This is a genomic window from Actinosynnema sp. NPDC049800 (genome assembly GCF_040656635.1).
Classification (GTDB): Bacteria; Actinomycetota; Actinomycetes; order Mycobacteriales; family Pseudonocardiaceae; genus Actinosynnema.
Window position 1 is genome coordinate 54,773 of record NZ_JBFAMT010000053.1, and the last position, 11,389, is coordinate 66,161.

12 protein-coding genes are annotated in these 11,389 nt (G+C 73.0%); 3 read left to right on the forward strand and 9 right to left on the reverse strand.

The window, feature by feature from the left end; genetic code table 11:
* Positions 1–11 precede the first annotated feature (11 nt).
* From AB0I91_RS36605 to AB0I91_RS36645, 9 genes are all read right to left on the reverse strand, one after another.
* Positions 12–1,547 (reverse strand): glycoside hydrolase family protein, encoded by a 1,536-nt coding sequence (locus AB0I91_RS36605; protein ID WP_499640978.1) that lies wholly within the window; start codon positions 1,545–1,547, stop codon positions 12–14.
* 99 nt (positions 1,548–1,646) lie between these two features.
* Complete coding sequence (locus AB0I91_RS36610) at positions 1,647–2,039, reverse strand: VOC family protein (protein WP_498779867.1); 393 nt, start codon at positions 2,037–2,039, stop codon at positions 1,647–1,649.
* A 665-nt stretch (positions 2,040–2,704) separates the two neighbouring features.
* Positions 2,705–3,811: a 3-dehydroquinate synthase gene (aroB, locus tag AB0I91_RS36615; protein WP_498779869.1), complete on the reverse strand. Its 1,107-nt coding sequence runs from the start codon at positions 3,809–3,811 to the stop codon at positions 2,705–2,707.
* A 19-nt stretch (positions 3,812–3,830) separates the two neighbouring features.
* Positions 3,831–4,859 carry a DNA glycosylase AlkZ-like family protein gene (locus AB0I91_RS36620; RefSeq protein WP_499640980.1) on the reverse strand — a complete coding sequence of 343 codons (1,029 nt, stop codon included), beginning with the start codon at positions 4,857–4,859 and terminating at the stop codon, positions 3,831–3,833.
* Entirely contained in the window at positions 4,860–5,378 is a 519-nt protein-coding gene (locus tag AB0I91_RS36625; protein ID WP_498779872.1) for a shikimate kinase, read from the reverse strand.
* Positions 5,375–6,574, reverse strand: coding sequence for a chorismate synthase (aroC, locus tag AB0I91_RS36630; RefSeq protein ID WP_498779873.1), 1,200 nt, complete (start codon positions 6,572–6,574; stop codon positions 5,375–5,377). The genes AB0I91_RS36625 and aroC overlap by 4 nt, the downstream gene beginning before the upstream one ends.
* Positions 6,575–7,432: 858 nt before the next feature.
* A complete protein-coding gene (locus AB0I91_RS36635) occupies positions 7,433–7,990 on the reverse strand; it encodes a prepilin peptidase (RefSeq protein WP_499640982.1) in 558 nt (185 codons plus the stop codon).
* A gap of 90 nt (positions 7,991–8,080) precedes the next feature.
* Positions 8,081–8,533, reverse strand: coding sequence for a PTS sugar transporter subunit IIA (locus AB0I91_RS36640; protein WP_498779876.1), 453 nt, complete (start codon positions 8,531–8,533; stop codon positions 8,081–8,083).
* Positions 8,530–8,766, reverse strand: a complete 237-nt coding sequence (locus AB0I91_RS36645) for a PTS sugar transporter subunit IIB (protein WP_123746555.1) — start codon at positions 8,764–8,766, stop codon at positions 8,530–8,532. The genes AB0I91_RS36640 and AB0I91_RS36645 overlap by 4 nt, the downstream gene beginning before the upstream one ends.
* 166 nt (positions 8,767–8,932) lie before the next feature.
* Between AB0I91_RS36645 and AB0I91_RS36650 the strand changes: the two genes are divergently transcribed.
* The 3 genes from AB0I91_RS36650 to AB0I91_RS36660 are packed head-to-tail and all read left to right on the forward strand — an operon-like array spanning position 8,933 to position 11,304.
* The gene (locus tag AB0I91_RS36650) at positions 8,933–9,703 is read left to right on the forward strand and encodes a GntR family transcriptional regulator (protein WP_499611189.1); all 771 of its coding nucleotides are present in this window, start codon (positions 8,933–8,935) and stop codon (positions 9,701–9,703) included.
* Positions 9,700–11,004: a PTS transporter subunit EIIC gene (locus tag AB0I91_RS36655; RefSeq protein ID WP_498779880.1), complete on the forward strand. Its 1,305-nt coding sequence runs from the start codon at positions 9,700–9,702 to the stop codon at positions 11,002–11,004. The genes AB0I91_RS36650 and AB0I91_RS36655 overlap by 4 nt, the downstream gene beginning before the upstream one ends.
* 30 nt (positions 11,005–11,034) lie before the next feature.
* Positions 11,035–11,304, forward strand: coding sequence for an HPr family phosphocarrier protein (locus AB0I91_RS36660; protein ID WP_498779882.1), 270 nt, complete (start codon positions 11,035–11,037; stop codon positions 11,302–11,304).
* Positions 11,305–11,389: the final 85 nt, after the last annotated feature.

The following is an 11,389-nucleotide window of genomic DNA, read 5'->3' on the forward strand; positions in this document are numbered from 1 at the left end:
GGCGAACGGCGTCAGCGGCGCAGTTCGCCCGCCTTCTCGTACGACTCCCACTCCTTCTTCGTGACCGACGTGAGCTGCGACGAGTTCAGCGTGACGATCTCGATCGCGGCCTCGCCCGCGCCCAGCGCCCACAGCCGGTCCTTCACCAGCAGCCCGATCCGGCCGTCGGGCGCGCGCACCGCCTTCGCGCCGGCCGGGATCTCCGCCGCGACGGGCAGGTCGTCCACGACCGGCGGACGGCGGTCGAGCACCCTGGTGGCGAGCCGGTCGGTCACCGAACGGCGCTCCAGCCGCACCACCTCGCCGTCCAGCACGAGGTCGGTGGTGTTCGCGGGCGACGGCACGGCGTAACCGCGCAGCAACGCCGCCGAGTCCTCGTCCGCGCAGCCCGGCACGTTCGCCAGGTCGAGCCCGAACTGGCTGAGGTCGGTCGGCGCGGCCGCCGCGCCGTCCAGGGTCGCGCGGACCACGTCCACCGCGATCCGGCCGCACGGGTCGTCCGCGGTCACCGGCGCGTGCCCGAGGGGCGTGCGGACCAGGCCGGGGCCTTCCCGCCAAGGGCCCGGGATGTGCACCTGGGGGTGCGGGTTCGCGGTGAACTCCTTGTTCCAGAACGTCAACGACGTGCCGTGCTCGGTCTCGTGGGCGATGACGAACGCGCGCAGCGCGGCGACGTACATCCAGTCGGCGCTGAACGCGTCGACCACCGAGCGGGTCCGCTTCGAGCGCGTGTCGGGCACCTGCTGGAAGCCGGCCGGCCCGAGCGCCTGCACGCCGGAGGCGAACGTCGGGTCCTTGGACCGCAGCACGAACTGGCCCGCGCCGTTCCACCCGGCGGCCTCGCCGGTGGTGTCGGTGAACATGAGGTGGAACCAGCCGTCGACGACCAGCACCGACGGTTGGCCCGCGCCGTAGGTGTTGTCCCTGGCCTTGTCGTAGGACGGGCTCACGATCGGCTTGCCGCCGGCCGCGCGCGTCCACGAGATGCCGTCCGGGCTGGTGGCGACCCCGATCGCGTTGCCGTTGGCGTGGTCGCCGGCCGCGCCCGTGTAGTAGAGGTAGTAGGTGCCGCCGAGCCTGATCACCGACGGGTCGCAGGTGTGCACGCCGTCGAAGCCGGTGACGCTGCCGGACAGCACCGGCATGGCCGGCGTGCCGTTGGGCGCGGCGAAGGGGCCGGCCGCCGAGGCGCTCTCCGCGTAGAGCAGGTCGTCGCCGGGTGGTGCGGCGACCATGAGCTGGCTGCACCACCACATGCGGTGCCGGCCGCCCTCCAGCAGGATCGTCGGGCCGTAGTTGTACGGCGCGTCGCCGCCGTGCGCGACCACGCCACCGCTCTGCCTGCCCCGGTCGGCGGCCAGCGGCACCGGCTTGGCCTCGGTCGTGCTGGTGCTGGTGCTGGGCGGCGCCGGGCTGGACGTGGGCGTGGCGCTGCTCGGGGCGGGTGCCGACGCCGGGTCGGCGGCGCTCGGGGCGCAGGCCGTCACCAGCACGACGGTCATCGCGGACCCGAGGAGCCTCACCGCTCCCGCATCGGACCTGGACATGGCGGGGCCGATCTCCACTTCTGCCGGCGTTCGGACACCGGGATGACGGCGGCGCACCCGGTTCCGTTCAGTGTAGAGATCGACTACGTCTGTCGAGTGTCAACCGGAAGAGGCCACGAGCTCCACTTCGAAGCCGTCTGTGTTCTCCAGATAGGCTGCGTAGTGATCGGGACCACCCGCGTGGGGGTATTTGTCCGCGAACAACGGCGACCACCCGTGCCCGGTCGCCTCGGCCGCCAACCGATCGACCTCCACCCGGCCGCCGACGTGGAACGCCAAGTGGTTCAGCCCCGTGCCGAGCCGGTGGTGCGTCTCCAGCGCGGGCGAGCGCTCGACCACGAGGTAGGTCGGGCCGAGCCGCCAGCTCACCCCGGCCGGCCAGCGCTGGTACTCGACCCAGCCCAGCTCGCCGAGCAGCCAGCCGATGCTGTGCTCGGCACGGGCCAGGTCCGGCACCCACAGCTCGACGTGGTGCAGGTGCCCCGCCGTCATCCGGCCTCCTCACCCTCGTTCAGCCCGCTAACGCCCTCGACGCCCGATGATCACCCGAAAGTGGCACCGGCTTCGGGGATGAACGGTAACGCCGGATTTGTTGCCGGAAAAAAGAAGGTGTGGCGCCCGGCCCCCTGTGTCTGCGGTGGCTTGGCTGACGGGTCACTGCGGCGGGCTTCGCTCACGGGTGACTGCGTTGGCCAGTGGCCGCGGTGGCTTGGCTCGGGGTGGCTGCGGTGGCTTGGCGCTCGGGTGACTTCAGTCGCTTGGCTCGGGAGTCGCTTGGCTCGGGCTGGCCGGGTCGGCGGCTGGCCGGGTCGGCGGCTGGCCGGGTCGGCTTGGCCTCCGGGTCTGCGGCGGCTTGGGGGCGGTCTGCGGCGCTCGGCGCCCAGGGATGTCGCGTCGCGTGACGCGCGGGGACGCGTGGGTGTGCGGCGGCTTGATGCGGAGGGGGTTCGCGTCGCCTGAGCACAACCGACGCGCACGCGTGGGTGTGCGGCGGCCTGCCGGGCCCTTGGGGCTGCGGCAGGCTGGCGCGGGGGATGTGCGCGTCGGTGTGCGCCGGGGCCGGTTGGGCGCGGGTGTGCGTGTCGGTTGTGCGTGGGATGCGCGGCGGGCTGGCGCACGGGAGCGTGCGTCGGCGCGGGGTGGGACGTTTTGCGGGGTCAGAGGAGGATGCTGCCGCCCGACTTCGGCTCGGACGCGACCGCGGAGTAGGCAGCCGCGATGAGCGCCGGGTCCGGGCCCTCCAGCCGGCCGGGCTTGGCCAGGCCGTCGAGCACCACGAACCGCAGCACGCCCGAGCGGGTCTTCTTGTCCGACCTCATGCCCTCCAGGAGCTGGCCCAGCGCATCCGGGTCGTAGCCGGTCGGCAGGCCCAGCGAGGTGAGGATCGAGCGGTGGCGGTTGGCGGTGGTGTCGTCCAGCCTGCCGGCCAGGCGGGCCAGTTCGGCGGCGAACACCAGGCCGACGCTGACCGCCGCGCCGTGCCGCCAGCGGTAGCGTTCGCGGCGTTCGATGGCGTGCGCCAGGGTGTGGCCGTAGTTCAGGATCTCGCGCAGGTCCGATTCGCGCAGGTCGGTCGACACGACGTCGGCCTTGACCTGGATCTTGCGCCGGACCAGCTCCTCGATCACGTCGCCTGCCGGGTCGAGCGCGGCCTCCGGGTCGGCCTCGATCAGGTCGAGGATCACCGGGTCGGCGATGAAACCGCCCTTGACCACCTCGGCCATGCCCGCGACGAGTTCGTTGCGGGGCAACGTCTCCAGCGTGGTCAGGTCGACCATCACGGCGTCCGGCTCGTAGAACGTGCCGACGAGGTTCTTGCCGGCGTCGGTGTTGATGCCGGTCTTGCCGCCGACCGCCGCGTCCACCATGGCGAGCAACGTGGTGGGCACGTGGACCAGCTTCACCCCGCGCATCCAGGTGGAGGCGACGAACCCGGCCAGGTCGGTCACCGCGCCGCCGCCGAGGCCGACCACGACGTCCGTGCGACCGAGGCCGATGCGGCCGAACACGTCCCAGCAGTACCCGGCGACCCGCAGGTCCTTGCCGTCCTCGGCGTCGGGGACCTCGACGCGGTGCGCGTCGATCCCGGCCGCCTCCAGCTCGCCGCGGACCGCCTCGGCGGTCTCGGCCAACGTCGGTGTGTGGACGATCGCCGCCTTGGCCGTGCCCTTCAGGGTCTCGACCAGGTCGCCGAGCAGGCCGCGGCCCACCACCACGTCGTACGGTCGTTCCGCGGCCACGCGGATCCGCACCGGCTCGCCCATCACCACTCCCCTCGTCGGGTCACCATTCGACCACGTCCGCGCCCAGCGCGTTCCCGCCCCACACGCCGGCCAGCACCTCGGCCTGGTCCTTGACCGCGCGCCGCGCCGTGCCCCTGACCTGCGACCAGCCGGTGACCTGGAACGTCACCGTGCGGCCGCGGAACTCGTGCCGCCACGCGCCCGTCACCCGGCCGTGCAGCACGAGCGCGCCAGGGCTGCCGACGGGCCGCCAGACCCGCTTGGCCACGTCCGGGTCGGCGACCAGGTGACGCGGGCCGAGCAGGTAGGGGTCGCGCGGGAACAGCAGCAGGCCGGCGGGCGGGTCGGGTGCTTCGGCGACGTCCTCGTGCGCGAGCAGCCGCGTGCCGCCCACCCGGACCGGGCGCAGGTCGGGCCAGCTGTCCCGCGGGCCCGCGCCGAGCCACTTCTCGGCGTCGGCCTTGGCGAACGGGCCGACGAGCCGGGCGTAGTCGCGCAGCAGGGTCGGTTCGCCGGGCTCGTCGACGTCCGGTTTCGCGGTCGGGCGGCGGAAGACGAGCTGCTTGCCGAGGTGGTCCAGCTCGATGCCCGCGAGGAGGGTGGCGAGGCGGAAGACGTTCTCGATGACGTGGTCGACCCGGCAGGTCGGGCAGTGCGGGGTGACGGCGGCCGGCAGCAGCGGGCTGATCGCCGCGGACAGCTCGCCCTTGGTGGCCGTCTCGCCGGGGAACTCGCGGTGCAGGAGGTCGACGACCAGGTCGACGTGCTCCAGGTCGGGCGTCGGGTGCGCACCGCACCAGGCCGCCAGCTGCCGCGGCGTGCGCGGCCGGAGTTGGCGGCGCAGCGCGGGCAGGTCCTCGCGGCGGTGCAGGTGGGGCGCGCCGCGCAGGCTCAGCACGCGGACCAGGTCGTCGGTGGGTTCGCGGCGACCTCGCACGCCCAGCGCCGCCGCGCCCGTCTTGGGCGGGCTGTCCACCACGCCCAGCGGCAGCACCGCGTCGGGGTCGTCGCCGTGCAGGCCCTGCACCGCGGCGCGGTGCGCGAGGACCTGGGCCCCGGTCAGGTCCACTCAGGTCCCTTGCGCCGGCTCCGTCGGGCGGAGCACCGCGTCCACCACCTGCTCCGGGGTGAGGTCGTCGGTGGTCACCTCGATCGTGGCGACTTCCCGGTACAGCGGCAGGCGAGCGTCCAGCAGGGACTTGAAGGTCGCACGCGGGTTCACGCCCGCGAGCAGCGGCCGGGCGCTGGACATGCCGGTGCGCCGCACGCCCTCGGCCATGCCGACGTTGAGGAAGACCACGGTGTGCCCGGCGAGCCGGCCGCGGGTGGTCGCGGACAGCACCGCGCCGCCGCCGAGCGCCAGCACGCCGTCGTGGGTCTTGAGGCCCTCGGCGACGGCTTCTTCCTCCATCGTGCGGAACGCGGGTTCGCCGTCGTCGGTGAAGATGTCGGAGATCGGCTTGCCGGCGGTGGCGACGATGTCGTCGTCGGTGTCGCGGAAGGCGACGCCGAGGCGTTCGGCGAGCAGCAGGCCGACCGTCGTCTTTCCGGCTCCGGGTGGGCCGAGGACGACGAATCGGGGGCTCACAGACCCTCCCAGCGGGCTTCCAGCGCTTCCAGGTAGGAGGCGACGTTGCGCTTGGTCTCGGCGATCGAGTCGCCGCCGAACTTCTCCAGCGCCGCCTCGGCCAGCACGAGCGCCACCACGGACTCCAGCACCACGCCCGCGCGCGGCACCGCGCACACGTCCGAGCGCTGGTGGATCGCCACCGCGGGCTCTCCGGTTCGGACGTCCACAGTGGACAGCGCACGGGGCACCGTGGAGATCGGCTTCATGGCGACGCGGACGCGCAGCGGCTCGCCGTTGGTGATGCCGCCCTCCAGGCCGCCCGCCCGGTTGGAGCGGCGCGTGACGCCCTTCGGGCCCGGGCCGCGGTCGATCTCGTCGTGCGCCTCGCTGCCCCAGCGCTCGGCGGTGGTGAAGCCGTCGCCGATCTCGACGCCCTTCATCGCCTGCACGCCCATCAGCGCGCCGGCCAGCCGCGCGTCGAGGCGCCGGTCCCAGTGGACGTGCGAGCCGAGGCCCGGCGGCAGGCCGTAGGCGATGACCTCGATCACGCCGCCGACCGTGTCACCCGCCTCCTTCACCGCCTCGACCTCGGCCACCATCGCCTCGGTGCCCCGTGCGTCGAAGGCCCGCACGGGGCTCGCGTCGACGGCGGCCAGGTCGTCCGGGCCGGGCACGGGCGCGTCGGCGGGCGTCTTGGCCTTGCCGATGGAGACGACGTGGCTGATCACGTCCGCGTCGAAGACCTGCTTGAGGAAGTGGCGGGCGACCGTGCCGAGCGCGGTGCGGGCCGCGGTTTCCCGGGCGCTGGCGCGTTCGAGCACGGGGCGGGCCTCGTCGAAGCCGAACTTCTGCATGCCGGGCAGGTCGGCGTGGCCGGGGCGTGGCCTGGTCAGCGCCTCGTTGCGGCCGGTCGGCTTGAGCTCGGACGGGTCGACCGGGTCGGCGGACATCACCTTCTGCCACTTGGGCCACTCGGTGTTCCCGATCCGGACCGCGACCGGGCCGCCCTGGGTGAGGCCGTGGCGGACACCGCCGAGGATCTCGACCTCGTCCGCCTCGAAGCCCATGCGCGGGCTCCGGCCGAAGCCGAGGCGGCGGCGCTCGAGTTGAGCGGTCAGGTCGGCAGTGGTGACCTCGACCCCGGCGACCATGCCTTCCAGCACGGCGACGAGGGCCGGTCCATGGGACTCCCCAGCGGTGATCCAGCGCAGCACGCCGCGAATCCTTCCACAGTGGGGGCAGGGGCCTGGGCGCAGGTCAGGGCAGGTCTCCGCGGTCCCGACAGGTGGACGCCCAGGGAGACGCCTCGGGGGACGCCTCGGTCGGTCGCGCCGGTGGGGCGGAGCGCTCCGGTCGGGGGTCGGCGGCGTTCCGGTCCGAGGGTCGGCGGCGCTCCGGTCCGGGGGGCCGGCCCGGGAGGGGCGGTCTGGGAGGGGCGGTCTGGGAGGGGCGGTCTGGGAGGGGCGGTCTGGGAGGGGCGGTCTGGGAGGAGGGCGGAGGACTGGGGCGGCAGAGGGCCCAGTCGGTGGGCGGGCCGGGTCGACAGGGCGGGCACGCCTGGAGACGGGCAGGCAAGGTGAACGGGCAAAAGCCGGGCGCGGGCAAGCTCGCCGGGCGGGCAAGGTCGCCGGGCGGGCAAGGTCGCCGGGCGGGCAAGCTCGCCGGGCAGGCAAGGTCGCCGGGCAGGCAAGGTCGCCGGGCAGGCAAGGTCGCCGGGCAGGCAAGATCGGCGGGCAGGCAAGATCGGCGGGCAGGCAAGATCAAGGGGCAGGCAAGGTCGAGAGGGCGGTCCGGGGGCGGGGGCCGGGCGACGGAGGACTGGGGCGGCAGAGGGCCCAGTCGGTGGGCGGGCCGGGTCGGCGGGGCGGGCACGCCCGTGGACGGGCGGCCAGGGTGAGCGCGCAAGGCCGGGCGCGGGCGAGGTTGGGCGCGGGCGAGGTTGGGCACGGGCAAGGTTGGGCACGGGCAAGGTTGGTGGGCGCGGGCGAGGTTGGTGGGCGCGGTTGTGAATGCGGGCGAGAGTGCGGATGTGAGTGCGGTGGGCTGTTGACGCGGCGGCACGAGGTGGGGGGTTAGCCGGCGGAGACTGCGACCAGCCACGTCGCAGCCAAGAGGCCGGGGCCGTGGGGGAGGCTGTCGTGGGGCCATCTCAGGCCCAAGGTGAGGGTGAGCGCGCTCGCCAGCAGGGCACCGACCGGTAGGGCGAGCCACGACACCGAGGCCAGCACGGCGCCCAGCGAGCCCGCCAGCTTCACGTCTCCCCCGCCCATCGCCGACGGCGCCAGCAGGCGGACCAGGAGGTGGAAGCCGCCGAACAGCAGGCAGCCCGCCAGCGCCCGCCACAGGTCCGCCCCGCACAACCACAGCGTGACGCCGATCGCCGGGTACGCGGGCAGCGTCAACGCGTCCGGCAGGCGGCGGTGGCGCAGGTCGGTCACGGTCAGCAGCACGCCGAGCCACGCCACCAGCAGCGGCACGGGCAGCCAGTGCGGCGGGGCCAACGCCCAGGCGACGAACCACAACACGGCCGTCGGCACGGCGCACCACAGCACACCGACGTGCGCCCCGCGCGGGAGGCGGCGCAGCAACCCGGCGCCCGCGGCGCCGGCCAGGAAGCCGGAGATGACCATGGGTCCAGCGTGGTCACCGGGATGGCGGGGGCGCAACGAGAAGTGCGGGTGAATGGTCCATTCACCCGCACTCGTCCGCCCGGCCGAAACTCAGCGCTGCCAGGAGAACAACGCGTCACCCGCCGCCACCGCGCCACCGGCCTGGTCCAGCAGCACCTCGGGGGCCGCGTCCAGCGCGATCACCGGGCAGATCGGCGCGAAACCCGCCGCCTCCACCTCCGCCGGGTCCCACGTCACCACGGGCTGCCCCGCGCGCACCGCCTCGCCCTTGACCACGTGCACCGTGAAGCCCTCGCCCTTGCGCTTCACCGTGTCGATCCCGAGGTGCACCAACACCGCCGCACCCTCCGAAGTGGCCACGACGAACGCGTGCGGGTGCAGCGTCACCACGGTCCCGTCCACCGGGGACACCACGTCCGCACGCACCCGCTCCGGCTCGACCGCCACCCCCGGACCGACCATGGCCTGCGCGAACACCGGGTCCGGCACCTCGGCCAACGGCACCACGCGCCCGCCGACGGGGCTCGTCACGCGCAGCGTCACAGCAGGTCCTCGATGTCGCTGGCGATCGTGTCGGCCTCGGGACCCACCACCACCTGCACGACGTTGCCCGCACGCATCACGCCGTGCGCACCCAAGCCCTTCAAGGCCTTCTCGTCCACCAGGGAACCGTCTTCCAGCTCACAGCGCAGGCGCGTGATGCACGGCTCGATCTCCACGATGTTGTCCGCGCCGCCGAGCGCGGCGAGAATCCCGGCCGCTTTGTCGTCCGCCACTTCGAAGTCCTCTCTCGACACCTGCCCTGAGGGTGCCACCGCTCGGGCACGGTCCCGTAACGGCGGTTGACACCCGGTTGGCGCGCGGAGCATCCTCCCCGCACCAACTGGTCTAGACCGGAAAGTACCAATGCCCGTATGGACGCGCGAGCGCCGGGGAGGTGTCATGAGCCGCAACGAGATCGTCGACGGGCCCAAGCCCAAGCACGCCCAGCTGCGCGACATCCTGCGGCGCATGGCCGAGCAGGAGCTCTCGCCGGGCTCGCCGATCCCGTCCGAGCGCGACCTCGCCGAGCAGTACGGTGTGTCCCGCATCACAGTACGCGCGGCCGTCGGCCAGCTCGTCGCCGAGGGCCTGCTCACCAGGGCGAAGGGCCGCGGCACGTTCACCGCACGGCGGCGCATGGACGTCCAGCTGTACCTGGAGTCGTTCACCGACGACATGCGCCGGCGCGGCCTGACCCCCGCGACCGAGGTCCTGGCCTGCGCCGAGGAGGCGCCGCCGCCCGAGGCGACCGCCGCGCTCGGCCTGCTGCCGCACGAACCGGCGTGCCGGCTCGTCCGCCTGCGCCGGGCGGACGGCGTGCCGCTGGCCGTCGAACGGGGCTGGTACAACCCGCGGGTCGTGCCGGACCTGGACCAGCACGACCTCACGGCCTCGCTCTACACCCTCATCGCCGACACGTACGGGGTCCAGCTCGACCACGCGGGCCAGACCGTGTGGGCCGAGGGGGCCGACCCCGAGACCGCGAAGCTCCTGGCCGTCCGGCCGGGCAGCCCGCTGCTCGTCTTCCGCCGGGTCTCGAGCTCACGAGGCAGGCCCGTCGAGGACATGACGTCCTGGTACCGGGGCGATCTCTACCAGGTGACCATGCAATTGGACCGGACCGTCCCGGAATCCGGCCCACACCACTCCGCCAAGGGAGGTACCCCATGAGCGCCAGCGCCCCACAGGCGACCGGCGGTCGTGAGATCAAGGGTCTGGCCGGGCTTCAGCGATTCGGCCGCAGCCTCATGCTGCCGATCGCCGCACTGCCCGTAGCCGCGCTCCTGCTACGACTCGGCCAGGACGACATCCTCGGCAAGGACTGGCTGGGCTGGAACGCGGTGGCCGGCGTCATCGGCGGGGCGGGCAACGCCCTGTTCGCCAACCTGCCGCTGCTGTTCGCCGTCGGTGTGGCCATCGGCTTCGCCCGGCGCGGTGACGGTTCCACCGCGTTGGCCGCCGTGGTCGGCTTCGTGGTGACCGAGGCCGTGTTCAAGGCGATGTCGCCGCTCGTGCTGCCGCTGCCGGAGGACGCGGCGGCCGACGCCAAGCAGGAGCTGATCAACTACTCGGTGCTGACCGGCATCGTGGTCGGCTTGATCAGCGCGGTGCTGTGGCAGAAGTACCACCGCATCAAGCTGCCCGCCTACCTGGCCTTCTTCGGCGGCCGGCGGTTCGTGCCGATCCTGGTCGCGGGCGTGATGATCCCCGTCGCGGTGGTCATGGGACTGGTCTACCCGTGGTTCGACGCGGGCCTGACCTCGGTCGGCGAGGCGATCTCCGGCAGCACGATCATCGGCGCAGGCGTCTACGGCACGATCAACCGCCTGCTGCTCCCGCTGGGCCTGCACCACATCCCGAACACGTTCATGTGGCAGGTCTTCGGCGAGTACGAGGGCAAGACCGGCGACATCCAGCGGTTCTTCGCGGGCGACCCGTCCGCGGGCACGTTCATGACCGGCTTCTTCCCGATCTTCATGTTCGCGCTGCCGGCGGCGGCGCTGGCCATCGTGCACACCGCCCGGCCGGCGCAGAAGAAGGTCATCGCGGGCATCATGGGCTCGGCGGCGCTGACCTCGTTCATCACGGGTGTGACCGAACCGCTCGAGTTCGCGTTCATGTTCGTGGCGTGGCCGCTGTACGTGATCCACGCGGTGCTCACCGGCACGTCGTTGGCGATCAGCAACGCGCTGGACATCCACAGCGGGTTCGGGTTCTCCGCGGGCGCCATCGACTACGCCCTGAACTTCAACATCTCGACCAAGCCCTTGCTGATCCTGGTGCTGGGCGTGATCTACGCGGCCATCTACTACTTCCTGTTCCGCTTCGTCATCACCAAGTGGAACCTGAGGACTCCGGGCCGCAGCGCGGACGAGGACCCCGAGGCCGACGCGAGCGTGGTCGACGGCGACAAGACCGCCACCACCGCCAAGGGCGACAAGGAAGGCCGGTCGGACGCGACCGCGTCCTGACGGCGAGTCGGAGTAACGAGAGGACGGGTCATGCCTGAGCGACGGGTCACCGTGGCGAGCAAGGTCGGACTGCACGCGCGCCCTGCCGCACTGCTGGCGAAGGCGGCGGCCGGGCAACCGGTGACGGTCACCATCCGCAAGGACGACGGCCAACCGGTCGAGGCGGCGAGCGTGCTGGGCCTGATGACGCTCGGCGCGATGCACGGCGACGAGGTCGTCCTGACCGCGGACGGCGAAGGCGCGGACGCCGCGCTGGAGGCGATCGCGGAGATCATCGCCACCGACCTCGACGAGTCTTAATGACCCGTGTCAAGTGGCTGTGGGCGCTGGTGTGGCGGAACTTGTCGTTGTGAACGGCCGGTTGTCGCGCAACAGTGCCCACAGC

Bases quoted from the DNA above. Each gene is read 5' to 3' on its own strand.
- AB0I91_RS36605 (WP_499640978.1), bottom strand. From the start codon at position 1,547: ATGTCCAGGTCCGATGCGGGAGCGGTGAGGCTCCTCGGGTCCGCGATG.
- AB0I91_RS36635 (WP_499640982.1), bottom strand. From the start codon at position 7,990: ATGGTCATCTCCGGCTTCCTGGCCGGCGCCGCGGGCGCCGGGTTGCTG.
- aroB (WP_498779869.1), bottom strand. From the start codon at position 3,811: ATGGGCGAGCCGGTGCGGATCCGCGTGGCCGCGGAACGACCGTACGAC.
- AB0I91_RS36610 (WP_498779867.1), bottom strand. From the start codon at position 2,039: ATGACGGCGGGGCACCTGCACCACGTCGAGCTGTGGGTGCCGGACCTG.
- AB0I91_RS36650 (WP_499611189.1), top strand. From the start codon at position 8,933: ATGAGCCGCAACGAGATCGTCGACGGGCCCAAGCCCAAGCACGCCCAG.
- AB0I91_RS36655 (WP_498779880.1), top strand. From the start codon at position 9,700: ATGAGCGCCAGCGCCCCACAGGCGACCGGCGGTCGTGAGATCAAGGGT.
- AB0I91_RS36660 (WP_498779882.1), top strand. From the start codon at position 11,035: ATGCCTGAGCGACGGGTCACCGTGGCGAGCAAGGTCGGACTGCACGCG.